The sequence below is a fragment of the Pseudoalteromonas sp. SW0106-04 genome, assembly GCF_001293805.1.
GTDB classification, from domain to species: domain Bacteria; phylum Pseudomonadota; class Gammaproteobacteria; order Enterobacterales; family Alteromonadaceae; genus Pseudoalteromonas; species Pseudoalteromonas ruthenica.
The window spans coordinates 70,692-96,988 of record NZ_BCAI01000004.1 but is presented as its reverse complement, the minus strand read 5'-3'; the positions used below and the strand labels follow the sequence as shown (position 1 = coordinate 96,988).

General features: G+C 46.7%; 27 protein-coding genes. 7 read left to right on the top strand and 20 right to left on the bottom strand.

Annotation, left to right across the window (positions count from 1 at the left end; genetic code table 11):
* Positions 1-8 precede the first annotated feature (8 nt).
* The 3 genes from W04_RS06800 to pilV (W04_RS06790) are packed head-to-tail and all read right to left on the bottom strand — an operon-like array spanning position 9 to position 2,036.
* Positions 9-497, bottom strand: coding sequence for a hypothetical protein (locus tag W04_RS06800; protein WP_053910287.1), 489 nt, complete (start codon positions 495-497; stop codon positions 9-11).
* Entirely contained in the window at positions 491-1,507 is a 1,017-nt protein-coding gene (locus W04_RS06795) for a PilW family protein (RefSeq protein WP_022945257.1), read from the bottom strand. The genes W04_RS06800 and W04_RS06795 overlap by 7 nt, the downstream gene beginning before the upstream one ends.
* Complete coding sequence (pilV, locus tag W04_RS06790) at positions 1,497-2,036, bottom strand: type IV pilus modification protein PilV (protein WP_022945258.1); 540 nt, start codon at positions 2,034-2,036, stop codon at positions 1,497-1,499. The genes W04_RS06795 and pilV (W04_RS06790) overlap by 11 nt, the downstream gene beginning before the upstream one ends.
* A gap of 374 nt (positions 2,037-2,410) precedes the next feature.
* Here pilV (W04_RS06790) and W04_RS06785 point away from each other — a divergent pair, with 374 nt between their 5' ends.
* A complete protein-coding gene (locus W04_RS06785) occupies positions 2,411-2,938 on the top strand; it encodes a GspH/FimT family pseudopilin (protein WP_053910286.1) in 528 nt (175 codons plus the stop codon).
* 47 nt (positions 2,939-2,985) lie between these two features.
* On the opposite strand, the gene W04_RS06780 is transcribed toward W04_RS06785, so the two are convergent.
* From W04_RS06780 to murJ, 13 genes are all read right to left on the bottom strand, one after another.
* Positions 2,986-3,399 carry a type IV pilin protein gene (locus tag W04_RS06780; RefSeq protein WP_053910285.1) on the bottom strand — a complete coding sequence of 138 codons (414 nt, stop codon included), beginning with the start codon at positions 3,397-3,399 and terminating at the stop codon, positions 2,986-2,988.
* Positions 3,389-6,424 carry a PilC/PilY family type IV pilus protein gene (locus W04_RS06775; RefSeq protein WP_053910284.1) on the bottom strand — a complete coding sequence of 1,012 codons (3,036 nt, stop codon included), beginning with the start codon at positions 6,422-6,424 and terminating at the stop codon, positions 3,389-3,391. The genes W04_RS06780 and W04_RS06775 overlap by 11 nt, the downstream gene beginning before the upstream one ends.
* 18 nt (positions 6,425-6,442) lie before the next feature.
* Entirely contained in the window at positions 6,443-6,922 is a 480-nt protein-coding gene (locus tag W04_RS06770) for a hypothetical protein (protein WP_053910283.1), read from the bottom strand.
* Entirely contained in the window at positions 6,910-7,917 is a 1,008-nt protein-coding gene (locus W04_RS06765; RefSeq protein ID WP_053910282.1) for a PilW family protein, read from the bottom strand. The genes W04_RS06770 and W04_RS06765 overlap by 13 nt, the downstream gene beginning before the upstream one ends.
* A gap of 2 nt (positions 7,918-7,919) precedes the next feature.
* Positions 7,920-8,477 (bottom strand): type IV pilus modification protein PilV, encoded by a 558-nt coding sequence (pilV, locus tag W04_RS06760; protein ID WP_053910281.1) that lies wholly within the window; start codon positions 8,475-8,477, stop codon positions 7,920-7,922.
* A gap of 107 nt (positions 8,478-8,584) precedes the next feature.
* Positions 8,585-9,301 carry a LytTR family DNA-binding domain-containing protein gene (locus W04_RS06755; RefSeq protein ID WP_053910280.1) on the bottom strand — a complete coding sequence of 239 codons (717 nt, stop codon included), beginning with the start codon at positions 9,299-9,301 and terminating at the stop codon, positions 8,585-8,587.
* Positions 9,282-10,331, bottom strand: a complete 1,050-nt coding sequence (locus W04_RS06750; RefSeq protein WP_053910279.1) for a sensor histidine kinase — start codon at positions 10,329-10,331, stop codon at positions 9,282-9,284. The genes W04_RS06755 and W04_RS06750 overlap by 20 nt, the downstream gene beginning before the upstream one ends.
* Before the next feature lie 17 nt (positions 10,332-10,348).
* Entirely contained in the window at positions 10,349-11,278 is a 930-nt protein-coding gene (gene ispH, locus W04_RS06745; RefSeq protein ID WP_053910278.1) for a 4-hydroxy-3-methylbut-2-enyl diphosphate reductase, read from the bottom strand.
* The gene (gene fkpB / locus W04_RS06740) at positions 11,275-11,718 is read right to left on the bottom strand and encodes an FKBP-type peptidyl-prolyl cis-trans isomerase (protein WP_045978213.1); all 444 of its coding nucleotides are present in this window, start codon (positions 11,716-11,718) and stop codon (positions 11,275-11,277) included. Before fkpB ends, ispH begins: the two co-directional genes overlap by 4 nt.
* The gene (gene lspA, locus W04_RS06735; protein WP_022945269.1) at positions 11,711-12,208 is read right to left on the bottom strand and encodes a signal peptidase II; all 498 of its coding nucleotides are present in this window, start codon (positions 12,206-12,208) and stop codon (positions 11,711-11,713) included. The genes fkpB and lspA overlap by 8 nt, the downstream gene beginning before the upstream one ends.
* Before the next feature lie 20 nt (positions 12,209-12,228).
* Positions 12,229-15,051, bottom strand: a complete 2,823-nt coding sequence (gene ileS / locus W04_RS06730; RefSeq protein WP_053910277.1) for an isoleucine--tRNA ligase — start codon at positions 15,049-15,051, stop codon at positions 12,229-12,231.
* A 21-nt stretch (positions 15,052-15,072) separates the two neighbouring features.
* Positions 15,073-16,026 carry a bifunctional riboflavin kinase/FAD synthetase gene (ribF, locus tag W04_RS06725; RefSeq protein WP_045978216.1) on the bottom strand — a complete coding sequence of 318 codons (954 nt, stop codon included), beginning with the start codon at positions 16,024-16,026 and terminating at the stop codon, positions 15,073-15,075.
* A 61-nt stretch (positions 16,027-16,087) separates the two neighbouring features.
* Positions 16,088-17,668, bottom strand: a complete 1,581-nt coding sequence (gene murJ, locus W04_RS06720) for a murein biosynthesis integral membrane protein MurJ (RefSeq protein ID WP_082342163.1) — start codon at positions 17,666-17,668, stop codon at positions 16,088-16,090.
* Positions 17,669-17,993: 325 nt separating this feature from the next.
* On the opposite strand from murJ, the gene rpsT reads away from it, so the two are divergent.
* Positions 17,994-18,254, top strand: a complete 261-nt coding sequence (gene rpsT, locus W04_RS06715) for a 30S ribosomal protein S20 (RefSeq protein WP_022945273.1) — start codon at positions 17,994-17,996, stop codon at positions 18,252-18,254.
* A gap of 65 nt (positions 18,255-18,319) precedes the next feature.
* Here the strand turns inward: rpsT and W04_RS06710 are convergent, their stop codons facing one another.
* Positions 18,320-18,703 (bottom strand): response regulator, encoded by a 384-nt coding sequence (locus W04_RS06710; RefSeq protein ID WP_022945274.1) that lies wholly within the window; start codon positions 18,701-18,703, stop codon positions 18,320-18,322.
* Positions 18,704-18,868: 165 nt separating this feature from the next.
* On the opposite strand from W04_RS06710, the gene W04_RS06705 reads away from it, so the two are divergent.
* The 3 genes from W04_RS06705 (at position 18,869) to smrA (ending at position 20,341) form a co-directional block, all read left to right on the top strand.
* Entirely contained in the window at positions 18,869-19,294 is a 426-nt protein-coding gene (locus W04_RS06705; protein WP_157576332.1) for a hypothetical protein, read from the top strand.
* A gap of 115 nt (positions 19,295-19,409) precedes the next feature.
* The gene (locus tag W04_RS06700; RefSeq protein WP_231658063.1) at positions 19,410-19,634 is read left to right on the top strand and encodes a hypothetical protein; all 225 of its coding nucleotides are present in this window, start codon (positions 19,410-19,412) and stop codon (positions 19,632-19,634) included.
* 113 nt (positions 19,635-19,747) lie between these two features.
* Positions 19,748-20,341 carry a DNA endonuclease SmrA gene (gene smrA / locus W04_RS06695; RefSeq protein ID WP_053910275.1) on the top strand — a complete coding sequence of 198 codons (594 nt, stop codon included), beginning with the start codon at positions 19,748-19,750 and terminating at the stop codon, positions 20,339-20,341.
* A 319-nt stretch (positions 20,342-20,660) separates the two neighbouring features.
* Here smrA and W04_RS06690 read toward each other — a convergent pair whose 3' ends face one another.
* Positions 20,661-21,584: a glyoxylate/hydroxypyruvate reductase A gene (locus W04_RS06690; RefSeq protein WP_053910274.1), complete on the bottom strand. Its 924-nt coding sequence runs from the start codon at positions 21,582-21,584 to the stop codon at positions 20,661-20,663.
* Between the two features lie 136 nt (positions 21,585-21,720).
* Here W04_RS06690 and W04_RS06685 point away from each other — a divergent pair, with 136 nt between their 5' ends.
* A complete protein-coding gene (locus W04_RS06685; RefSeq protein WP_045978221.1) occupies positions 21,721-23,463 on the top strand; it encodes a lysophospholipid acyltransferase family protein in 1,743 nt (580 codons plus the stop codon).
* A 56-nt stretch (positions 23,464-23,519) separates the two neighbouring features.
* Here the strand turns inward: W04_RS06685 and dapE are convergent, their stop codons facing one another.
* The gene (gene dapE / locus W04_RS06680) at positions 23,520-24,689 is read right to left on the bottom strand and encodes a succinyl-diaminopimelate desuccinylase (RefSeq protein ID WP_053910273.1); all 1,170 of its coding nucleotides are present in this window, start codon (positions 24,687-24,689) and stop codon (positions 23,520-23,522) included.
* A 246-nt stretch (positions 24,690-24,935) separates the two neighbouring features.
* Between dapE and W04_RS06675 the strand changes: the two genes are divergently transcribed.
* Entirely contained in the window at positions 24,936-25,589 is a 654-nt protein-coding gene (locus tag W04_RS06675) for an OmpW family protein (RefSeq protein WP_022945282.1), read from the top strand.
* Positions 25,590-25,634: 45 nt separating this feature from the next.
* Here W04_RS06675 and W04_RS06670 read toward each other — a convergent pair whose 3' ends face one another.
* Positions 25,635-26,168: a thioesterase family protein gene (locus tag W04_RS06670; RefSeq protein WP_053910272.1), complete on the bottom strand. Its 534-nt coding sequence runs from the start codon at positions 26,166-26,168 to the stop codon at positions 25,635-25,637.
* Between the last annotated feature and the right edge of the window lie 129 nt (positions 26,169-26,297).

The window sequence follows — 26,297 nt, the reverse complement described above, 5'->3', positions numbered from 1 at the left end:
TATATGACTTACTGGCTCGATATACTTGCCATCTCTTGAGCTAACCCCGAGACAACAGTCACGTTATGCCTATTCGATTTACCATACTCAACGCGACTTCGCAGGCTCAGCATGTTGCACTTTATACCTGGTGTTGGGTTGGCTCTGGGTGGACAGTCCAAGTCTTGGGGGCCGTCGTTATTGTGAAATAATCGCAGCGATGCTTGTGCTCCCGCAGGCTCAAGTTGCACAAATTCATTGCCACCGGCGTTAAATTCGCCTCGGTTGAAATACAGCGCGCTTACCGTCGCTGCCTTTTGCTTTTCATCGAACACCGCGCGCTCTGAGTCAGCCAATGCTTGCTCACTGGCAACATCGTAATCTTGTGCAGCGTTCACAACTTTCATATCCACACTGCTTGCACTCATAAGGGTAACCGCGATACCGGATACGATAAGCACCATGACTAAAGATGCGATAAGCACGACCCCGCCTTGATATTGCTGCGTATTCACCATGTTTCGACCTCTGCATTGCGTACTTGAACAGTGGATACATAAACGAGACGACGGAAATTATCATCAAAGCTTAAACGTCGCTCAGTTCCACCTTCCCCACCTAGGATATATGTTTGGTTTGTTTTACTCATATTTCTATCTGACTCTGTGGCCCGTACTAGCGCAAATAGCTGCACGGTTAGCACTTTAGAGCTTACTTGTTCCCACTCAGAGGCGCTCATTTGCGCTGCGCTTAAATAGGTATCGACGTTGCGGTCACCGTTATTGTCCAGTCCGTAAAGCAGGCGAATATTCTCCACTCCCTCAAGTACCGACTCTGTCACCATACCCCCTGTTGGCGTAAGGCGTTTTCTCATCAGTACGGGGACAGTAACGGTCTCATCCCCTGACTGATACGACTGCTCATTGATGTAGTAAACATGATGGGTATAGCGCCATACCGAACCATTCATATTGGCAGGATTGGCAATTGCACCGTCACCTATGAAGATGCGAGCTGAGGATATATCTGTTTCTATATAGTAATCATTATTATTGGTTGCCTGACCGGTTACGTCATCTCCAGCGACACGCTTAATTTGAATAATGTCGCTGTCAGCGACCGCATCATCTATGCAACCTAAATTAGCGCCAGCCACAGCCGTGACACTATACAAGTATTTAAAGCTGCTTGGACTGTTAACAGGGAAACTGGCATTATTCAGTCCAGCAGTGCAATCATTACCTGGATTGACCACCCCAGTGACATCAACACTACCGGTACTAAGAGAACTCATTCCGTAAGTGCCCCAGAATCCCGCCATTTCCAAGTCGCGACTGATGATATCTAAGGCCATTCGGCCGGTTTCCTGTAGCTCACCCATTTCGACGGTATCGGACGTCGTTGTTTTCATACTTACATACGTAAACATGACACCGCCTAGAAGGAATAAACCCACAACCATGGCAACAATCAACTCAACTAGCGTATAGCCATGAGCTTTATTTAAAGGAATAGAATTAGCGAACATAGGCGAATGACTCCAAAGCGAGGGCTCTTCGTTGATTGCTCTGACCACCGCACTCATCTTTGCTTTGAACAATATCCCCGGTGCTCGCAAGCTCTTGGCGAGATGCCCAAGAAACAATGACATCAATATCTAGCTGCTCGCCATTGACACGTGTATCAACACAGACAGTGGCATCGGCTAATGCACCTGTATTTTCCTGAGCTCTTATTGCCCGACGCCACTGTTCGATATCAAATGCGGCAAGTGCGCCTGAACCACAATTAGCATTGATACACGAGGCGTAATTAGCAGCAACAGGATCGTCGCTTGAGACGGTGACGTTATATGCTCCCGCCATTGCTGCTAGCGTATTGGCTTTGATACGGCCAATAACATCATGAGCAACGCCTAACGCGGCAGAGCGCTGCATAGAATCGTAGGTGGCTTGCTTAGCTTTGGCTTGTAGCGCAACAGCGCCCAGTAAACCAAAAACAAGCACAATAAAGGCTATTAATGTTTCTAATAAAGTAAAGCCATTTTGCTCTCGCATAATGTTTAAACTCTAATTTGCAACTTCATAGTTAACATTCTAGTAACTGATGCAAAAGCCACAACTTAAAGAGATGCTAACGGTGCGAAATCAGTCATGAGCGGCACACTAAACTGTTAAATAACCCAGTAGAGGAACAGTAACCAGCCTATTTTACTAAGTTATTATCATTAACCCATTTAGCGCAACTATCTGCTCACAGAATACGTAAGCAACCCAATAAAGTTTGAGAGCTAGATCAGTAGATTATGATCACACTATCCACTTATTCCAAACTCTATGGCACAGAGATTTTTGCATTGGAACAAAGTTAATGACATGTATAATCAAAATGATATGATTGTTTCCAAATAAAAAACACGGATTTTACAACAATGGAGCTACGTAAATTTCAGTCTGGTGTCACTTTGTTGGAATTGCTGGTCACCATGGGGGTTGTCGGTATAGTTGCTGCGATTGCATTTACCGACTCGACAGAGTTATTAGCTAAGGATAGAGCAGAAAATCAGTTGCAAGAGTTAAAAAGAAACCTTTCTTTTGCTCGCGCCAAAGCGACAACAACTGAGTCAAGAGTAATAGTTTGCCCTCTTTCCGGTAGTCAGTGCTCTACCGATTGGACAAATGATGATATTGCTGTGTTTGTCGATAATAACAATAATAACCAGCGCGATGCTGATGAGCCGCTGTTGAGGGTAATGAAAGGAGTAATAAGCGAAGACTTGCTGAGCTACACAGGGTCAAGCCCCATTGTCTATAATGCAACTGGCCGTGTAGGTAACACTCAGGCAGGTACGTTTACATACTGTCCACACGGTGTCACCTCAGAGTCTAACAGAGATATGCGCTTAAGCCAGTCTGGAACAGCACTCTATCAAGGGCAAACAACCACTGAGTGTAGTTAGCACAAAATGTAAAAAAGCCTCAGAATGAGGCTTTTTTGTTACCTTTTCTACAGCCCCCAACATTCTTCTTTGCTAGCACCAGTTGCGCTTTTCTCTCCCGCTTCATCAATGCTAAGGCTCTGACATACATCTTTCTTGGCAGGCCCTTTCTTTGCCGTAGCCGTTACTGTAAACGCATTTGGGTTTACTGCCACGGTTAGTTCATATAGACCTGATTCGGTGTCGCTTGAAGCTAGTCCCAGGTCATTTAACGTTGCTGTATACTGTCTGTTATCTACAAAAAACTGCTCTTGACGATTAGCAACATCGAGAAGTGCAGCCCGAGCCTCAGCCCGAGCTGATTTCTGCACATACTGGGCATACGATGGGTAAGCAATTGCGGCCAAAATACCAACAATAGCGACTACAATCATCACTTCTATTAATGTAAATCCATGCTCTTGAGTGTGATTAGAATTCATCACGGTTGTCCTCTCGTCTGTAAATATACGTTTGCTGTGTTTTTAGACTAATTCCCAACCCAGTTTTAACTAGGTCTATTTTGCCATCACCATCCATGTCTCTAGGTACTTCCTGCTCTACCAGCTCTTTAGGGTCGAGTACGCCATTTGGCAGTACTATTTTTCCTGAGCTTTTATTATTTCCATCCTTTTGCCAAACCACAGTAGGTGTATCAGGAACCAATTCACCGACTTCTTTGTAGCGCCAGTTGTAAACTTTGGTACCATAGTGCAAATGCAAGGCATAAACCCCTCCTTGACCTGGTACTAAACTGCATTGATTGGTTGTAGAGTCGTTAGAAGCTGGCTTGAAGGTTGGGAAATAAGCAACCCCTCCGACTACTGTGGGCGAAGCCAACGCCTTTTCGCCCGAACTGATCCGGTATTGCCAGCCATTAAAGTTTTCACCAATATTGCGCTCTAAATTCCTAAATTGCGTTTCATCATCAAGAGCATTGGCAAAAGGGTCGCCGGTAATATCCAGTAAATCACCTAAATTAATGGCTTGTGGTAATCCATCGTTGAAAGACTGGGTCAAGGTGTTCTCATCACGCACCATAAACAATCGGTCATTAATGGTGGTATCCAATGGCGATGCACGGTTCCCACTGCCAATAAGTATTGCTTCATAGGGGGTGGTATTTCGCGTGAGCGTCGTTTTGGTTTGACCATTTATCTCAGTGGTTGTCTCAGTGACTTTACTGAAGTAAGTTCTTGCCACGACTGGGCGATAGAAAAACCGTCGATTGCTGCCACTGCCACCTAATGCGGCGAGCTTATGGTGAGTCCATGGATTAGCATTGTCTGTAGGATTGCTACTTGGCATATCCACACGCCAGACATCCCCGCCTAAATCGGCTGCATATAAGCGATCAACATAGCCATCATAGTCGGAGTCAAGGTACGCGATATTCGCCACAATACTATGATTACCTGCAAAGCCGTTTTGCGGCGTGAGTGACCAAACCTTTTTACCCGTTTCGGCATCAACAATATAGATACCTCTACCCTTGCTATCTGCACCACTGGCGACATTATCTTTGTTAGTATCGTAGCCTGCACCAAATACGAGCAGTGGTTTATCTTTATAACCATCAATATTGGCGTATATCACCTCTGCACGAGACCAAGATTGACCAAGTTCTGCAAAGCCGGGGGTTTGATCAGATATTTGCCATAATAAGGTCGGGTTGTCAGGGTCCGTAATATCCATTGCATAGTAGCTAGACCCCCCTCTTCGCATAGCAAAGTATGCCCATACTCTATCACCAGCATCGACTACGTTAGGTTGCCCTTTATCATCGAAGAACAAAGAAATAGGGCCATCCATTCCATAGACTTTTTCGGCACTGTCGTTATACAAAGGTTTAACCACTGAGAACAACTCCTGTGGTATAAATGCCCAGCTCTCTTCTACCGTGTTATTTGCACTGTCTGTTGCTTCATTATCCTTGAACATGTGAACATAGCCGGCATTAGTACCAAGCAAAATACGAATATCGTTACCATAGTCGATAGCCAAAGGCTTTGAGTGTAAAGGATCGCCCATAATCGCTTGACGCATTTCATTGATATTGCCATCCGCATCCTCATCCTGAGCATCTTTACCTATTGACCAATTGATCATCGCTCTAGCTTTGGCGCTATCACTGCTGAAATACTTATGTAAATCTTCTTCAGATAACGCATCTACAACATTAGAGTAGGTGAAGTCTTTTTTATCACCCTTTAGATAAGTAAACACGTTCCGACTTGTGGTGGCGGAAGCCAAAGTACTGTTAACACCGCCATTAATGATGCTAGCACCATCAGGTGGAGTATTAGGCTGTGCCCAAAATGTGGTTACACCTTTTTTTATCGCACCACTATCATTTAGCGCCTCCACGCCCCCGGTGGCCACTACTTTATCACCGCTGACCTTCAACTTCTTCAAATTGCCTGACCACTGTGCCGTCTCACTAGGGTAAAACATGGCATAATAAAGCGAGTCACGGCTTTGGGTTTTATCAAAGTTATTACTGGCAAATGCTGGTGACGCAAAAGTATCGCTCACCTGACGGATACTATTGATGGTTTGTGTTAATGCAGTAGAGAGTTCACTAGCACTGTCTGCTTTTTTATATTGACCACCTCCATAAGCGGCAGTTTGCTCAAGAACTGCAAGGCCTTCTTTTGACAGCCCATCACCAAAACCAACAGTATAAACACGCGCAAAGTGTTTGATATCATCATTTGGTTTATAAACATCAACAGCAACGCCGCTATTGCTGGCGGTTGCGGGGATACCGTGCATAAGCCGAGCTAAAGAATGAAGGTAGCTGGCATGGGTGGTTTGTTGAGTTGGATCTCCAGGTAAGGAAGTTGGTGCTGTACTAAACTTAGCCGTATATTCAGAGATTATATTCTCATCCCTGTCTTGGTCACTGGTAGGGTCACCATCGGTCATAAGAATTAGGTTGACAGAGTTATCACATCGCTTAGTTTTGTCACTGGCAAAAGGAGAAGTATACTTGCTCCCATCATCAATACTTTTATCCCTGCCATTGACATTTTTGGCTTGGTCTAAGTTTCCCCCCTGAATATAGCGGTATACTTCATAAAGCGTTTCAGAGATAGGTGTAGAGCCGTCTGCATCAAAGTTATCGATTTTTTTCTTTATTTGACTATGGTCGCTACCAATCCCTTTCACTATGTAACCACCTTGCCCCGAGTGCAACCGAGCTAAGCCAAATTCAACGTCCTCGTTCGCGTCTATTACCGACTTCATCGCTTGTTTTGCGACGGGCATTTTCTTGTCACAGTTACGCCAACAATTGGGATCTAACTTCCAACCCATGCTCCCTGAAGTATCGAAAACAATCATCACCTTCGGTTTTTCTTCAGAGTTTGCACCGCGATTCAGATAAAGATCGGTGTCATCTGCATAAGTTGTAAACGAGCTCACGCTCACCGCTGCCGCGATGGCGCTGTATTTAAATAATTTCACAGGTTACATCCTTGAATATCAACGGGCTTTATTGGTTTCTAACATCTCTTGGGCGATACCACTGAGAAGATTAAGTTGGTGCCGTGTTTTAGCGCCATAGTCATAGGCGGTCTGCACTTCCACCAAATTACATACGATGCCCTCTGTAAAGTTGAACTTACGCGGGCAATTTAACATCATCGGGCCAGGATTGAGATCACGCATCAATGTGGTTGCGTCACCATTTGTAGCTAAAGTAATAGTGTTTCCAAACGCTGGCATTTGAGCCCGAGAATTTAAAAATTCACTGTTACTCTCTTGATTTACTTCATCGGCGATCACCGTTTCTTGCTCGCCAAGAACTTCGTGATCTGCTTCTTCACGAATCAAGGCTGCATTGGTGGCTTTGACATCAATGCTTGAACTACTCATTAATGTCACCGCTATCCCCGTCACAGCAACCAACATAATCAAGGCGGCCACGAGCACGACCCCTCGCTGAGTTTTTAAATTGCCCACAAATTTTCTCCTACATTGCGTAATTGCACAGTTGAGGTGAATACAGCACGACGGAATTCATCGTTAAAGGTTAATTCACGCCCATTGGTGCCCCCTAGTTGGTAGGTTTGGTTTCGTAAATTCAACCCCGGATCTGGCGTTAATGAACGAACCAAAATACTAATTTGTACAGTTAATACCTTGGCAGTTTGTTGCTGCCACTGCTCAACTGTCATGGTGTTACTGGTACTGTATTGATCAACACGGGAGTCTCCGTTGGTGTCCAAACCGAACAACAAGTGAATGTTCTCGACTCCTTCCATAATTACGTCTGACTGAATAGGTGCTGCTCCGCCTGCGCCGGTAGTTAGTCGATTGCGCATCAAAGTGGGAATAACACGGGTTTGCCCCTGAACTTGAAAGGTCTGTTCCTGCACATAGTAGACATGGTGGCTGTAAGGCCACAATGTTGCATCAGGACGAGGTAGAACAGCGGCAGGGCTATCAGAAAATTCGGCCCTATTTTGAGCCGCTAAAAAATAAAAGCGTTGTGCATCAGTCGCGCCAGGAGCGACATTTTGCCCATCCAAGCGCTTGACTTGTAAAATATCAGAATTAGCTATAGTGTCATCGATACAGTTTAGCTGCGGCCCTCCAGCAGAAGTAATCGCGAAAATATATCGAAATTCGACAGTGCTGCCATCAGGGAAAGAGCCATTATTCAGGCCACTTTGACAGTCATTCGCTGGGGCAGCAGGAGCGGTCGTGTTTGCTGCAGTGAAACTAGATTCGTAAAATGTCCCCCAAAAACCTGCTTGCGCGATGTCGGCGGTCATGATGTCTAAAGCTAAACGACCGGTTTCTTGCAGCTCACCAATAGTCAGAGTATCTCTTGTGGTGCCTTTCATACCAATGTAGGTAAACATTACTCCGGCGAGGATCACCGCACCGACGATCAACGACACCATGACTTCTACAAGCGTTAAACCTTGCTGTCTCTTAAATCTATTATTCATCGTTACGCTCTCATGTGAATTGTACTGGTCAACCTCACCAAGCGGCGGTTATTTCCATAGTTTCCACAGGCAACGCTGTTGTCACCACCATTGAGTTCTTGTCTACCCCGCCAAGCAATAATGATTTCCACTTCAACACGATCGGTCACAACCCCATCGGTTTCAGTGGTATTGATACAGACGGTGGCATCATCTAGTGAACCACTGTTATCTCTCGCCTTAATAGCAGCAAGCCATTGATTTCTATCATAGTTAGCGAGTTCAGCAGGCCCGCAAACTTGGTTGTTACAATCAATTGTTTGTATGGGGTCGGCGCTATTAAACGTCATCGCGTACAGAGCAGCGATCGTCTGCGTATCATTTACACGAATTCGTTGCATGATATCGGCGCCTAAAGCCAGTGCCGCAGAGCGCTGCATAGAGTCGAATGAGGCTTGTTTAGCTTTGGCTTGAAGCGCAACCGTGCCTAATAAGCCGATGGTGAGAATAATGAATGCAATCAGTGCTTCGAGCAGGGTAAAGCCAGATTGATGCGCTTGTCGCGAGTGTCTTCCTGACATGAAATGTACCTGATGTTTTAATTTTTGTTAACGGCAGGATAATGATATTGAAATTAGGAACAAGCCAAGAAGGAATAAACGGTACTATATTAGGTATAAACGGTCATTTATTGGGAACTATCACCATAGAGTAAGTCTTTGACTTTGCTCACTTCACGACGGCTCACCGGCAGTGGTTGCTCACACCCTTGTAGAAAAATTTGGTATTGGCGCTGGCTTTGTGTGAGCGATGTGACTTTATTGCGGTTCACTAAGGTATTTCGGTGCACTCTGAGTAATGTAGTGGGAAATTGCTGCTCTAGCTCTTTTAAGCTTGTATCTAATAACACTTGTGTGCTTTCGCACACTGCCTGAGTATATTTACCATCTCGAGCGACATAAAGCACTTCATCAAGGCTAAGTGTTTTTAGCTGGTTCCCCAGTTTATAGCTCAATTGCTGACGCTGCTTATGGTTCACTTGCGCACGATTTTGCTGACCGAGCTTATTGATGACCTTATCCAGCTCTGCCGCTTCCAGTGGTTTGAGCAAATAAGCTGTAGGCATCACTTTAAAGGCATCCAGAGCATGGTTCGGGTGGGCAGTAATAAACACAATAGCCGGGGGTAATGACTGTTCTGAGAGTTGCTGCGCGGCCTCTAAACCATTCATTTGCGGCATTTCAACATCAATAAAGACAACATCTGGCTGTGTTTTCGCAGCCAATTCAAGCGCCTCGGCGCCACTACTAGCATAACCGGCAATATGGATGTGCCCGTAGGTACCTAGTAGGCGAGCGACGCGGGCTTGGGCGAGCGGCTCATCATCAACGATTAATACTTTCATTAAAAGACTCCATTCTTGGGATCACAAGCTTTACTCGGTACCGATTGTCAAAGCGATGCTGACTTAATCGTGCTCTACCATGATATAAAATCGCCAGCCGTTTGCGGATGTTGGCTAAGGCAATGCCATTGTGACTGCGTTTTGACTCGCTGTTAGCTGACACACTATTGCTGACTATTACCGTTGCGCTTTGCTCACTGAGGTACACTTCGACTTCTATCAGCGAGCCGGTCGCGCTTGCCTCCACTCCGTGCAGCACTGCGTTTTCTAGTAACGGCTGTAAGGTCAAGCACGGCATAGCAATGCTTTGCACCGTATCAGGAATCGACCACTGCACAGCTAGGCGTGTGCCGAAGCGCCATTGTTCAAGAGCGATATAGCGCTGAGCCAGCTGAAGCTCGTCATTAAGGGTACTTTGCTTTCCTACGTTCATAGCAGCGCGAGATAACGATGCCAGTGCTAATGCCGAGTCCTCTGCAGCATGGGCATCTTGATGCGCTAATTCAGCGATGGTGTTCAAGGTATTGAATAAAAAATGCGGGCGGATACGCGCTTGTAACGCGTCCAATTGAGCACTGGCGTAGGCTGAGTGCGCCTTAGCGTGTTCATTATAAATGGCCATAAACTGCACGAACAGCGCAGCAACTAACGCACTAATGGCGCAGCTTTTAATTACGAACCATACTGGTGCTTGTTCGGCAAACAGCGCCAAATAACTGATATATAAAGTGGTCATGAAAGTGACAAGCACCAAAATGCCGATCACTGCACCAGCTTGGATATTGTCACTTAATTGCGCTCTAATGCCGTTCAACGCATACAGCAAAGCAAAACTAAGAGAAACAATGAACTGCACCAGCAGGCTGACCTGACCTAACACGACCCAGAAGTTTTCCAACGCACTAACACTAAAGCTGATGATCAGCGCCAATGCCTCCCCTACGACCAAGGCACTTAATACCCCTCGGGTCTGACAAAGCGTGGTCAGCAGGCTGTAGCGATTGCTGTGCGGTTGCGATGCTGGTTCCACGCTTACCTCGATACTTGCTATCGTAGCTCGGCCGGCACAGCAAACACGATGTCTTCTTCACGCCCGGGGTTTTCCGTGACTTGCTCACCACCTGCACACTGCAGGTGAGTAATCACTTCTTGTACTAACACCTCAGGTGCTGATGCGCCTGCTGTCACGCCCACAGAATCAATGCCCTCAAGCCAGCTGGCATCAATGCTGCTAGCATCATCGATAAGATAGGCTTTGGTGCCCATCTTACTGGCAAGCTCTCGCAACCGATTAGAGTTTGAACTGTTTTTCGCACCCACCACTAACAGCACATCCACTTTATCCGCCAGATCACGCACTGCATCCTGACGGTTTTGCGTGGCATAACAAATATCGTCTTTGCGCGGACCGTCTATATCTGGGAATTTAGCCCGCAGCGCATCAATCACATCAGCAGTATCGTCTACCGATAACGTGGTTTGACTACAATAGAACAAGTTGCTTGGGTTTTTCACTTCAAGCTTAGCGACGTCCTCTGGAGTTTCGACCAGATAAATCCCGCCTTGGGGATTATCGTATTGCCCCATGGTGCCCTCTACCTCAGGGTGGCCATGGTGACCAATGAGAATACACTCGATCGCTTTGCGTGATGCTCGCGTCACTTCCATATGCACTTTCGTGACTAACGGACAGGTGGCATCGAATACTTTTAACTCGCGACGTTTGGCCTCTTGACGCACGGCTTGAGAGACGCCGTGAGCACTGAAAATGACGATGCTGTCGTCGGGCACTTGATGCAGCTCTTCAACAAACACGGCACCTCGGTTTTTTAAACCATTAACCACATATTTATTATGCACGACTTCATGACGCACATAAATCGGCGCCTCAAAAATATCCAAAGCCCGCTCAACAATACTGATAGCCCGGTCGACACCAGCACAAAACCCACGCGGGTTAGCAAGCACTATTTTCATGGGTTTGTGACCTCCAAAATTTCCACTTCAAAGGTTAACTTTTGCCCAGCTAACGGGTGGTTAAAGTCAATAGTGACCGACTCGCCAACCACTTCGCGAACAACACCAGGAAGTTCAGTACCATCAGGCTGAGTAAACGCAATAATGGCACCGACTTGAGCCGGTGCATCACTGCCGAATTTGCTTCTATCAACATGATAAATATTGTCAGGGTTGGGCTGGCCAAAGGCATCCTCTGGCTCAAGTTCAAAGCTTTTCTCATCACCAGCCGACAGCCCTAGCAAACATTTTTCAAAGTTTTCCGTTAAGCTGCCATCGCCCATGGTCAGCTTAGCCGGCTTATCGTGCACTTTAGTAGAATCCGCTGCAGAGCCATCGCTGAGCTTGATAGAAAAATGAAAAACAACCTCGGAATTAGCACCGATCACCATGTTACTCATGGGCCTGCTCCTCTTTACTGCTGGATTTAAAGGCATCGAATAATAACAGCGCCGCACCAATACAAATGGCGCAATCGGCAATGTTAAACGCGGGATAATGCCAGTCCTGATAATAGACATGGATAAAGTCGATAACATACCCATAGTGTAGTCGGTCGTAAAGGTTACCAAGTGCTCCCGCGAGCACCAATGCATAAGCACTGCCGAGCAGCTTATTGGTCGCTGGCAAGCGTTTTAGCCACCATACCAGCAGCACCGAGATAGTCACTGCAATGGCACTTAAGAACCACCGTTGCCAGCCGCCGGCATCACTGAGAAAACTAAATGCGGCACCATAATTATGTACATAGGTAATATTAAAGAACGGCAAAACATCAATGCTTTCCCGTAACGACATAGCGCTGACAACCCAAGTTTTAGTGCCCCAATCGAGCACTAAAACCAGCGCTGAAAGCGTCAGCCATATAAGCCCACTTCGCTTTGCTAACACCTTCGCTCCTTACTTACTGCTTAGGCAAACTGGCGTGTTTCGCCATCGCCCTCAACGTTAGTTACGCAACGCCCACACAGATCATCATACTTATCGTGGGTGCCTACATCATCGCAGTAATGCCAACAGCGCTCACATTTGCTCGCCGAGGTCGCCACCACTTGTACGCCAAGCCCTGACAGCTCTGAATCCGCAATCTCTGCCGGTTTAGTACTGAGCGCTTGCACCGTTACTTTTGATGTTAACAACACAAAGCGCAGCTCTTCACCCAGGGCATCCAGTGTTGCTTTTAACGTATCGTCGGCATAAAGCGTTACCTCAGCTTGCAAGGTGGCACCGATAATGTCTTCTTTACGAGCATTTTCCAGTACTCGGTTCACGGCATCACGCACTTCTAATACGTGTTGCCACTGCTCATCAGTGAACTTACCTGATACCGCCTGAAGGCCGTTATACCACTGTCCGGTAAAGACAAATTCTTCGCGCTCACCGGGCAGTGCCTGCCAAATTTCCTGCGCAGTAAAGCTCAGAATTGGCGCCATCCAGCGGGTCATAGCCTCAGCAATATGGTACAGCGCACTCTGACACGAACGACGCGCATGAGAATCAGCCTTTGCCGTGTACTGACGGTCTTTAATCACATCCAGGTAGAATGAGCCGAGCTCTCCGGTGCAGAAGTTCATCAGTTTTTGCGTTACTAATAGCAACTGATACTCGTCATAAGCCTTAATGAGCTCTTCTTGTAAACTGGCAGCGCGAGAGACAATCCAGCGGTCTAGCTCAACCATCTCTGCCACCTCAACAAGGTCAGTCTCAGGATTAAAACCATTGAGGTTGGCTAACAAGTAGCGGCTGGTATTTCGGATACGACGATAACGGTCCGCCGAGCGCTTAAAGATCTCATCAGACACGGTCATCTCTGCGGTGAAGTCACTCGAAGCCACCCATAGACGCAAAATATCCGCGCCCATTTTATTCATCACGTCTTGCGGTGAGATAACATTGCCCAAAGACTTTGACATCTTGCGGCCTTTTTCATCCACCGTGAAGCCGTGAGTCATTACTTGGCGATATGGCGCGTGACCATGAATTGCCACACTGGTCATCAGTGATGACATAAACCAACCACGGTGTTGATCTGAACCCTCAAGGTAAAGATCGGCAGGGCGCGTCAGTTCGTCACGTGCATCAATCACGCAGGCATGGGTTACGCCAGAATCAAACCACACATCTAAAGTATCTTGTACCTTTACGTACTGCTCAGCATCATCACCTAATAAGGTCTGTGGCTCTAAGTCGTACCACGCCTGGATACCGTCTTTTTCTACTAGCTGCGCAGCTTGTTCAATCAATTCTGCGCTGTTAGGGTGCAAATCACCGGTGTCTTTATCTACGAACAAGGCAATAGGTACACCCCAAGTACGTTGACGCGAAATACACCAATCCGGGCGCCCCTCAACCATATTTTCAATGCGGCTTTCACCCCATCCTGGTAACCATTGAGTCTTTTTAATTTCGGCAATAGAGTCTTTGCGCAGGCCGGCTTTGTCCATTGAAATAAACCACTGCGGTGTGGCGCGGAAAATAATGGGGGTTTTGTGGCGCCAGCAATGCGGGTAGCTATGCTCAAGGGCATGGTGATGCAACAACGCGCCTTTCTCTTGCAACAGCTCAATCACATTAGGGTTGGCTTTAAATACATGCTGACCAGCAAAAATAGGGGTGTCTGGCAAATAAACGCCGTTTGCACCAACTGGATTGGCCACTTCTAAGCCGTAGGCTTGGCCTGCAACATAGTCTTCTTGACCGTGGCCTGGTGCGGTATGAACAATGCCCGTACCTGAGTCGGTGGTCACGTGATCAGCCAAAATAACAGGTACATTGATATCAAGGAATGGGTGCGCAACGCTCAGTTTATCAAGCACTTCACCTTTAACATAACCCAAAGTGTGATAGTGCTTAAAGCCGAAACGGTCCATGCAGTCTTTGACCAACTCTGAACCCAGCACAAAACGCTGCTGCTGACCTTCATCTTCGACCTGCACTAAGGCATATTCCAAATTCTCATGTACGGCAACGGCGCGGTTCGCCGGTAGAGTCCATGGCGTTGTCGTCCAAATCGCCGTGGCTACTGGACCATTTCCTTGATGGCCCTCAGCCAAATCAAAGGCGCTAACAATGGCCTGTTGATCGACGAAGGTAAATTTCACATCAATAGCCGGTGACTGTTTATCCTGGTACTCCACTTCGGCTTCCGCCAACGCTGAACCACAGTCGGTACACCAGTGCACTGGTTTCGCCCCTTTATGCAGGTGACCTTTATCGATAATGCGGCCTAGGGTGCGAATGGCATTGGCTTCGAAATCATAGTTCATTGTTAGGTAAGGCTTATCCCAATCCCCTAACACACCTAAGCGTTTGAAGTCAGTTTTTTGGCCGTCTACCTGTTTCGCCGCATACTCACGACATTTTTGGCGAAATTCCGCCACCGGCACTTTTTTGCCTGGCTTACCGACTTTCTTTTCTACCATCAGCTCGATCGGTAGCCCGTGACAATCCCAGCCAGGAATATAAGGCGCATCATAATCTGAAAGCGTCTTAGACTTGATAATAATGTCTTTAAGGATTTTATTAACAGAGTGACCTAAGTGAATGTTACCGTTCGCATAAGGAGGGCCATCATGCAAAATGAAAGACGGCTTACCTTTTTTTGCTGCACGAATTTTGCCGTACAGGTCTTGCTCATACCATTGCTTAAGCATGGTTGGTTCGCGTTTGGCCAGGTTGCCGCGCATGGGAAACTCAGTTTCCGGTAAATTTAAGGTATGTTTATAGTCGCTCATTAATCCTACTTTCCGTTCCGGCTACAGACCGCCGCTGACATCTGCGGTAGTCGATAAAGTAAAAAACTGTTTGGCCTCGATAATATCTTGATTAATTTGCGCCACCAAGGCATCAAGACCATTGAATTTGTGTTCATCGCGCAGCTTCGCTTTAAGCTGCACTTCGATAAATTGCCCATAGATGCTTTGCTGAAAGTCAAACAAGTGTACTTCCAACAAGGCTCGGGTACCGTTAAAGGTGGGCTTATTACCCACATTCGCGACGCCGTTATAAGTATGCGTACCCACTTTGGCTTGCACCGCAAAGACACCGCTGAGCGGACAAACTTGCCGCTTCAGAGCCACGTTGGCTGTTGGAAAACCAAGCTCTCGGCCTTTTTTCCAACCGTGAATCACGCGTCCGCTAATGGCGTAATCGTGACCCAGCATCGCTTTAGCCAGCTCTAAGTCACCGGCTCTGAGCGCTTCTCGGATAGCTGTACTGCTGACTCGCGCATTGGCCTTTTTGAAGCTCTCGGTGCTTTTCACCGCCATACCGGCTGTTTCACCCATGGCTTTGAGCAACGAGAAGTCTCCACTGCGGCCTTTGCCAAAGCGGAAGTCGTCGCCCACTGTGAGTGCTTTAACGCCAAGCTTTTTAAGCAATACTTCGCTAACAAATTCAGCTGCACTTTGGCTGGCAAAGCGGCCATTAAAGCTCACGCAGACCACCCGCTCCACGCCCAGTTTAGCGAGTAAGGCAAGCTTATCACGTAGTCGAGTCAAGCGTGCCGGAGCCCGCTCTTTTAAAAAGAACTCTTGCGGCTGCGGCTCAAATAACATCACGGTGCTAGGTAAGTTCAGCGCGCTAGCATCACGCAATAAACCTTTTATCACCTCTCGATGACCCAGGTGCACACCATCAAAATTGCCTATGGTGAGTACACAGCCATGATGTTGGCTTCGAATATTGTGGATCCCGCGTATCAGCTCCATTTCTAAAAGGCCTTGTTTTACGCACTACGACTGACGAAAGTGCTCGATTATAATCTTTTTTTTAATGTGATTCAGTAGTTGCCACGTTTTTTATCATACTTGGGCGCACGCCCATAATGAATAGCACGCCAAAGTAACAACTCATCGCCACAAAAATCAGCCCTGCCAACAAAGCGATCTGCTCATAAAAAGGCCATTGCTGCCACATAAACTGGCGTTGTAAAGCATACACCGCCGCCCCCATACAGGCAGTAGCAAATAAACATTTGCCAGTAAAAATGACACTAGTTTTTGAAAAATGATAAACCTGTTCTTTAGCCAGTTGTCGATATAACAATAGTGCGTTACAAGTCGCAGAGAGTGCGGTGGCCAGCGCAAGGCCCAAATACCCAATAAACGGGGCTAGCAGTAAGTTAAATACCATATTCAAAACCATGGCGATAATGCCGATGCGCACCGGAGTGCGGGTATCCTGACGAGCATAAAACCCCGGCGCTAGTACCTTAATCAGCATAAAGCTGACCAAACCAACGGCGTAGGCGGCCACCCCCAAGGACACTGCGCGAACATGATCCACCTCAGCGCTTGCGAACGCACCGTGGTCAAATAACACGGTAATAATCAACGGGCTTATTACCATCAGTCCTAGCATGGCAGGCAACCCTAGGAAGATCACAAAACGCACTCCCCAATCTAAGGTGTGCTGAAAATCAGACCCCTTATCACCGGCATGGAGTTTAGATAAGGTCGGTAAAATCACCGTGGCAATGCCAATGCCGAATAAACCTAAAGGAAATTCAATGAGCCTGTCCGCGTAGTACAACCAGGCGATGGAGCCAGTCACCAAAAAAGAGGCAATCACGGTATCGAGAAAGAGGTTGATTTGCGATACCGATACACCGAATAACGCCGGGATCATCAGTTTTCGCACTTTGACCACGCCAGAGTCTTGCCACCCCCATCGTGGTTTCACTAGCATTTTGGCGCGGTATAGAAACGGTAGCTGAAAGGCTAATTGCACCGCCCCACCAATGAACACACCGATAGCTAAAGCGTAAGCTCCAATGCTGACATACTGATGCAAGTATATAGCGCTGCTGATAATGGCAACGTTCAACAGCACCGGGGTGAAGGCCGCCACCGCGAAGCGGTTATACACATTCAATATGGCGCCACTGAGCGCGACCAGCGAAATAAAAAATAAATACGGGAAGGTCCACTTCAACAGCGCCGAGGCTAAAATAAATTTATCGCCCTCACCTGTGCCTTGGTACCAATCAACAAACCACCCAGCACCAAACAGTGCGGCGATTATGGGCGAACCTATCACGCCAACAATGGTCACCACCAACAAGATAGTGCCTAAGGTGCCTGCCGCCCGCGCCACAAATAAGCGCACGGCATCATCACCTTGCTGCTCCTTGATTTCACTGAGCACTGGCACAAAAGCTTGGGCAAAGGCCCCTTCTGCGAATAAACGGCGTAAAAAATTGGGAATGCGATTAGCAAATAAGAATACGTCGGCAGCCGCATTAGCTCCTAAAAGGTTTGCCACAACGGCGTCACGCACTAAGCCCAATACGCGCGATATCATGGTCATGGCGCTGACTATCATGCCAGAACGAAATAAACTGTTAGCCACATATCCTCACTGAGGCAAACGATAATGGCGGCATTATGCCAACAAATAGGCAGCGAATACAGCGCTGGTGGTTGCCTAATAGCTTTGCTATAATCCGCCGAGGTCAGAGGCCTAAACTGCAATAACAGACCAATCATTTATTTGGGTATATAGTGCGTTAACCCAACTTTGCACTGTATATATGTGTCTCCCGGTAGCCATTGGCGATTCGTTACTCCCGCAGTTTGCTTTGTCTTTTGTTAATTTGATTGACAAATTGGAAAAAAGAGGGCATAGTCCACGGCCTTTAAATATAAGCTTTATTTAAGATTGTTAGGAGCAAACCTTGGCTAACATCAAGTCTGCAAAGAAACGCGCTGTAACGAGCGAAAAACGCCGTCAGCACAACGCAAGCCGTCGTTCAATGATGCGTACATACTTCAAAAAAGTATCTGCTGCTATTGAAGCTGGCGACAAAGAAGCGGCACAAGCTGCTTTCGCACAAGCAACACCTATCCTAGACCGTTACGCGACTAAGGGTCTAATCCATAAAAACAAGGCTGCTCGCCATAAGAGCCGTCTTGCAGCGAAAATCAAAGCACTATAATTTAGTTTTTTGATAACGCAAAAAACCGGCATTAGCCGGTTTTTTTATGCCTATAATTCAAGAAATCAGACAAATTCCATGTTGGGGTAAAACTTTTTCAACATAGCTGCTATTTTCTTTGGCGAAAACGGCTTAACCACAAACCCCTTAGCGCCTTTATCAATTGCGTCCTTAACATTATCAATTGTTGAGTGAGCGCTGACCATAACCACATTAGCCTCGGGGAGCTGACTATTTATGTCTGCAATCATGTCTTTGCCATCACCGTCAGGCAACTCGATGTCGAGAAAGATAATATCGTACTCTTTATTCGCGCACGCAGACATGCATTGCGCAGCGTTTGCCGCCTCATCTACATTTTCAATGCCTAAATGCATTAACGTTTGATGTAAAAAGCTACGCACCGTACCCACATCATCCACGATTAAAATCGCTATATCCTCATCCATTGGACCTTCCCTAATTTGCGCCTTAGCCACTGGGGTTTAAGTTAACTTCCAGCCCTAGCCACGCTATACTAAAAAAACGTTTATATTATAGAGTCCTATATAGTTTAGGCCAAGTAAACCTGTGTGTAGAGCGTTATGGTAAAAAAAACTAAAAAGCATTCACTCTTGAAGCAAGCAGCGACGCCAAAAAGAATTAAGCGGTCGCCCTCTTCGGCAGATAACACCTCGCAGCGCCAAGCACAGCAGGATGAGCCGTCGCGCCAAGGAGCTCCTCAGCGCACCAAACCAAAAGGTAAGTTAGGCCAAATTATTTTATTTACGTTATTAGCGCTGCTGGCAATATTTATGCTGATGCCAAAACCTCAGTTGATCACTTATCAAAAGCTGGGGTTAGTGGCCAGTAGCATTTACGTGCCCACCCTACTTGGTGGCCCAACACTCGTAGATTCAGAGCTTTACCTGCAATCCATAGACGCCAACAAGGCCATGTATTTATGCCGAGATCGTACGCAAGCAGATACTTGTCATCGCTATGAAATCATCAAACAAGAAGGTTTTTTTGCAGTCTTAGTGCATCTTTTTTCAAGTTAGAAAAACTTATCCGAAAAAGATATATTTTTTCGCTTGCTTAAGGGCCTTCACGTTCGCATAATAGCGCTCCTTTTTTAACCATCACGTTGTGGAGCGATACACCTTGGACGTCAACTTGGGAATTCAGATTTTGCTTGGAGCACTGGCTATTGGCGCATTTTTTATTAGTCATGGACGCTTACTGCGCATTGGCGCAAGTGTAGCGATTGGTCTGTTATTTTTTGTGCATGCGCAACAATTAGTAACCCCCAATGGACTGACTAACATCTCCCTGGTTTTAATTAATACGTTTTATTTATTTAAGGTGTACACACAGCGCATCAGTGGCCCTTCGGTTTAGCTTGAATTGGTTTAAAAATACGCAGTCAGTACTATCGAGAGTGATCATCATAGTACTGACACCGTATATTGGGCTAGTATAAAGCTAGTAGTAACCATGTAAGCGAGGTCATCATGACAGCGTCTCATAAAAGCCCAGACTCGGATCTTTTCGCAGAGCTAATGGAGGATGTAACGCCGCTCAAGCAAAACGATAAGGTAAGCTACTTCGAACCTCACACCACGCCCACCCTCGCGCAACAACACAAACGTTTGGCGGCGCAGTTAGATGCGGAGTTAGATGACAACATCCTCAGCACCGAATACATTGATTTGATTGATCCACTCGATTTTATCGCCTACAAAAAAGATGGTGTACAAGACGGTGTGTACAAAAACCTTCGCTTAGGAAAATACGGCGTCGACGCCACACTCGACTTGCACGGTCAATCACTGCTTCAGGCACGCCAGGCACTGTATGAAACGGTGAGCGACTGCCACCAGCGTAACATTCGCGTATTGTTAGTGCGCCACGGCACTGGGGAGCGTAATCAATCCCAGAAAGGGCTGCTCAAAAGCTACGTCAATCATTGGCTCAAACAATTGTCCTGCGTACTAGCCTGCCACAGTGCGTTGAAGCCTCATGGCGGCCTAGGCGCAACCTACGTGCTATTAAAGAAAAGTGCAGATAAGAAATTAGAAAACCGCGAACGCCATGCTAAACGCTGAAAATAAAAATGCCGAAACCCTAGGCTTCGGCATTTTGTCCGTCGAATGTCAGTTACAAATAGGAGCTTTACAGCGGCATGGCATTGGCTTGGTTGAACCAAGCTGCGAGTCCCAGCAAAGCAACCCAAAACAACACATAGCTGAGCTTAGCTCCGCCTTGATTATGTTTCATAGCGCTTCCTATAAAGGTTGCGGCTAATAAAATAGCCTAACTTGTTATTTTTTTTATACATCAAGCATGTAGCTTGTTTACTATAGCAACTGACTAAAACTTAACAAGCTGTTTACTTACACAGTGTTTAGTTCCTATTAAAACAACTTAATAAGCTCGTTCGCGGCTAATGAGGTGCTTTAATGTTTGCCCAGACTGCAAGCGTTGATAGTTGTCGACCACTTGCTCAACAACCGTTTCAATGCGGCTAAGCGCACTGCAATGCGGGGTCAAAATAAGGTTTTCTTGGTGCCATAAAGGGCTCTCCTCTGGCAAAGGTTCTTGGCGAAACACATCAAGGGTGGCACCGCCTAAAGTGTGTTTTGATAGTGCGGTTTGTAATGCTCTTTCACATACATGCTCTCCTCTGCCAACATTAATCAATACCGCATGCGCAGGCAGTTTTGCCAACAGCTCAGCATCAATTATATTGCGGGTCTTTGCAGTCAAAGGCAGTACACAAACCAAATAATCGACATGCGCAAGCATCTCGTTTAGGCCGCTATCACCGCAAAAGTGTGTCACCGTCGCTGTGTCAGGTTTTTCTGAGTTCGACCACGCTTTAATAGTAAAGCCATTAGCCGCTAAACGCTGCGCAATAGCGCTACCAAGCTGACCGTACCCGAGCAGGCCGACGCGATCGTGTGCGCGCACCCGCTTCGCTCGCCATTGTTTGCTACTTTGTTGGCGCCAGTAACGAGGCATGTGAGACTTATGCAGCAGCACTTGAGTTAATACGTATTCAGCCATATCTGCTGCCAGCTCATTATCAACAATACGCGTGACCGACACATGATCTGCAATCGCATCCAGGTTAAGGCCGTCGACACCGGCACCAAAAGAAGACACCGCTTTTAGATTTGGCAAAGCACTAAACACCTCAGCCGGTACCTGCCAGCCAAGCACCATATCAATCGCTGCAGCATCCTCAATATCAGGCCATACCTGTACTTGCTGCTCACCCAGTTGCTGCTTAAGCATGCTCTGCAGCTTATCTGTATTTCTGTTCGCAATTGCCACTAATAAACTCATATTATCTCCATCACAGCGATAGTTTGCCTCAGTATCCCACAACCCGATGTCGTCTTGAAACTGTCATCTATTTTACACTTTGATGTCATGGTTAATTCTTACCCTGTGGCTAATCTCATTACCAAAGGGTGGTAATATGATCAGTATTGATAAAGTGGTTGAAGATAACTTACCGAGTCTTGCCAACTCACCAAAAGTAAAAGGCCTGGTAAAGAAAGGGCTGGGCTATTTATTACACGAACAAGAGTTTGTTGCTTTTGCCGATACCTATCCTCACCTACAAGGATTAGAGTTTATCGAGCAAGTGCTCGAAGAGCTGGACTTCAGTGCTCGCTTTAGCTCATCACAGTTGGATAATATCCCAAGCGAAGGCCGCCTCGTGATTATCGCGAATCATCCGATTGGCTCATTGGATGGCTTGGCACTGATAAGCGTGCTAGCTCGCGTACGCCCAGATATCCGTGTTGTTGCCAACCGTTTGTTGATGAGTGTAACGCCAATGCACTCATTACTACTGCCGGTTGATAACATGTCTGGCAACAGCCGCAAGCAAGAACTCAATGCCATTCATCAGCACCTTAAAGCTGAAGGAGCCTTGTTAATTTTCCCTGCTGGCGAAGTGTCGCGGCTACGCCCAACAGGCGTTAAAGACTGCAAGTGGAACAATGGCTACCTGCGTATCGCCAAAAAGGCCAATGCGGCTATCTTACCGATTTTAGTAAAAGCTAAGAACAGTCCATTGTTTTACGGTACGTCGATGATTTACAAGCCGCTTGCCACCTTGTTATTAGTACAAGAAATGTTTAAGCAACGGCAAAAGTCGCTGGAGTTCGAAATAGGCACTGCCATTCCGCCGAAGTCTTACCTTATTGATAACCTTAATGACAAAGAGATCAGCCGGCTTATTCGTAAGCAGCTGTATAGATTGGGAACCAAAAAGCCTGAACTCTTAAAAACCCAAGCTCCCATTGCCCACGCCGAGTGCCGTCAAGCCTTAGTAGGGGCGCTCGGTGAATGCGAGCGTCTGGGAGAAACCCAAGATGGCATGCAAATCTACTTATATAATTACCAAGGCAGTTCACCGCTATTTCGTGAGCTCGGACGCCTTCGCGAAATTGCCTTTCGCGCTGTCGGCGAAGGCAGTGGTCGCCGCCGTGATATCGATAAATATGACATGGACTACCACCACCTCATTCTATGGGATCCTAAACAGCTAGAGCTCGTGGGCGCTTACCGCCTTGCATGTGCCGATGATATTATTGCCAAACACGGACGCCAAGGGTTATACACGGACAGTTTGTTTAACTACCAAGACGATATGGCGCCTTACTTCGGTGCTGGCATCGAACTTGGCAGAAGCTTTGTGCAACCCAAGTACTGGGGCCGCAAAAGCCTCGATTACTTATGGTTTGGTATTGGTGCGTTTATTAGTCGCTACCCGCAATATCGCTATTTATTTGGAGCGGTCAGTTTATCCAATGCACTGCCTCAAAATGCCAAAGAGCTGTTAGTTTATTATTATCAGCATTACTACGCTCAGCAACAGCCGTTAGCAACGGCTAAACATGAGTTTAAATACAGCGAATGTGTAAAAGAGCAGTGCCAACGTTTGTTTAATGGCAGTGATGCAAAAGCTGACTTTGCAGAGTTAAAACACGTGCTTGCCAATATGGGGGCACAAGTTCCCACGCTCTTCAAACAATACACTGAACTCTGCCAGCCTCAGGGCGTCTCATTTTTAAGCTTCAGTGTGGACCCCGACTTCAACAACTGTATTGATGGCCTAGTACTGGTAGATATGGCAAAGCTAAAAGAAAAAAAGGCGCGCCGTTACCTTAACAACGAAACCCTCATTAAGCGCACCTGCAATATTGATTAACCAACTCCCAACCAAAAAAAGCCGGCGTATGCCGGCTTTTTCATGACTCACTTGAGTTAATTAGTGAAAAAATGCGCCAATGTGCGCTCGTAGATTTCGGTGATCTTAGCTAAATCACTCACAGCCACACGCTCATTGTCTTGATGTATGGTGTGGTTACGTACACCGCATTCGACCACTTGGGTGTCAGCACTGGCAAAAAAGCGCCCATCAGAGGTGCCGCCACTGGTACTCAGTTGCGGGTAACTCTGAGTGCTTTGGTAAATAGCTTCTTCCAACGCTGCGAGCAGGTCGTACGCTCCCCCACCCGCCGTGTAATAAGGCTCACAGGGACGCTGCCAACTAATTGTCGTATGTTGCTGCCAAGGCGCCAAGGCGGCGGTGATTAAGCGTTTAACGCTTTCACTACGATAACCATGACTATAACGCACATTAAACTCTATAAAGCAGCTGGCTGGCACCAAATTATCTAAACTGTTAGGGACTGTGAGACCAGTTATTTGTAATGTTGTTTTCGACCCTTCAATATCTTTTTGCCAATCTATTTGTTGCAAGGCCATGCTCATCTGAGCAGCCAAATGTGCGGCATTCACACTGTGCTCGGGGTAAGCCACATGCCCGGCTTTACCAAGAACTTCAATACGTGCTGAAAGTGCACCACGGCGGCCATTTTTGATGGTATCGCCAACGCGTTTATCCGCTGTGGGCTCACCTACTAGGCAGACATCAAGATGTTTACCTTGGGCGGCGAGATAGTTAGCTATTTCCGCACTGCCATAAAGAGCCTCACCTTCCTCATCAGAGGTGATCAACCAATAAAAGTGCCCCTGTGTTGGGCTTTGCATGAGCACCCTATCGGTCGCTTCCAACATTGCTGCGACGCCGCCTTTCATATCAGCGGCTCCTCGGCCAATAATTTCACCATTGATTATCTCAGCAGCAAAGGGATCAACATGCCACCGCGATGCATCAGCAGGTACAACATCGATATGGCCACAAAAGGCAAACTTGACGCCTGGACCAAAGTAGCAATCGGCAACAAGGTTCGTGACACCATGACAGGTGAATACATGACAATTAAAGCCACGCTGTTGCAGCTGTTGTTGTAACCAATTGATAGCCCCATCTTGCTCAGGGGTAATGGAGCGAAACCGAATAAGCTGTTGTAAATATGAAACGACATTATCTTGATTAACGCGTTGTTGTTGCGATGTGTTCAATTGCATAACGCCTGCCCTGTTGCAGCTGTTGGTAAGGCTATTACAACCTGCTCATATGACATCTTAATGTCAGCTTATGAACTCTCCTTTGTGTGCATGAAATGGATAAAAGTTTAATCTAAATCAAGGTTTTTAATCGCTCTGCAGCGTACCTGAGGCAAAGCTTGATCTAGAACAGTTTTTATTTTTCTTAAGTAGTGATAATGGCGCCAACAGCAAAGCTTTTCCGATGTATCGAACAGGAATATGATGATGAAAAAAACACTCAGCGCAGCTCTAATTGGCCTTTTCCTTGGCACCTCTTCTTACGCTCACGCTAACCTAAGTGTTAACGTTGGCGCTATCAACGTAAACCCTGATAGTGAAGTGTCTAAAATTAACGAAGCCCCAACCTTAGGGCTTAACGCCGACGATGATACTCAGCTTGGTCTCACGTTCGATTATGCACTCAATGACAATTGGACCATTGAACTTATCGCCGCCACGCCATTTAGCCATGACGTTAATGGTCGCCTTGGCCTTGAAGGTGCGAAAATTGGTAACATTAAGCACCTTCCACCCACGCTATTAGGTCAATACCACTTTGGCCAAGCAGGTGATAAGTTCCGTGCCTTTGTGGGTGCCGGCGTAAACTACACGGTATTTTTTGATGAGCAAGCAAGCCAAGACTTAAAAACCACGTTAGGGACTGATGATGTTGAACTCAAGCTTGACGATTCAGTTGGTTTGGCCGCTCAAGTTGGCTTTAACTATGCATTCGACAAGCACTGGGGTTTACACGGTATGGTGAGCTACATGGACATTGATAGCGATGCCAGTGTATATGCAAACGGCCAGAAAGCGCTGACCGTTGATGTCAAAATTGACCCTGTTGTGGCGATGCTAGGTGTGCGTTACACCTTCTAATACCGATTCACGGTTACCACTTGCTAATGTAAGCAACTAAAGCGGCTAATTCTTGTTAGTCGCTTTTTTTTGCTCCAACATGGCTTTCCAGTGCATGATTTCCGGCGGCAAAATGGGTGCCTCGTCTTTAAAATCAGCCAGCGCCAAAATCTCTTCGATATCGACGACCCCTTTTCGCGAGCGAAACACGCCCCGCACATAAGCAATGGCATGCAGGCCTCGGTGTGAGGTGAATTTTTGCTCGATATAAAAATACTTATGATCCCAGCCTACCAATCGGGTCGAAACCGTGAATTTTTGCCATGGTTTTACATCGCGAATATAGGTGATTGCTGTCGCATTAACCACAGGGAACCAACGGCGCTTCATCACCGCACGCAATAGTCCCAAACGCGCAGTCATCCATGTCCGAGCGATATCCATCAACGCCAAATAACGAGAATTCGTTAAATGTAAATTAATGTCGCAATCCAGCGGCCAGGCCCGAAAGTCAATATCGACCGTATCCAACAACGGCTGTTGTGTTTTATTACCTTTGATTTTGAAAAACAACCATAATAAGCGGAAGTATAAGTTCACCGCGCTCTCCTTGTGGTAGCGTGTTAAGAAACAGGTAAGACCACCATCATAGCATTGCTTGAGTCGTCGAGCACCTTAGTGCGTTAGTTGCGCAGCGACGCTAGGTCATTTATTGTTAAAACTTCTCGC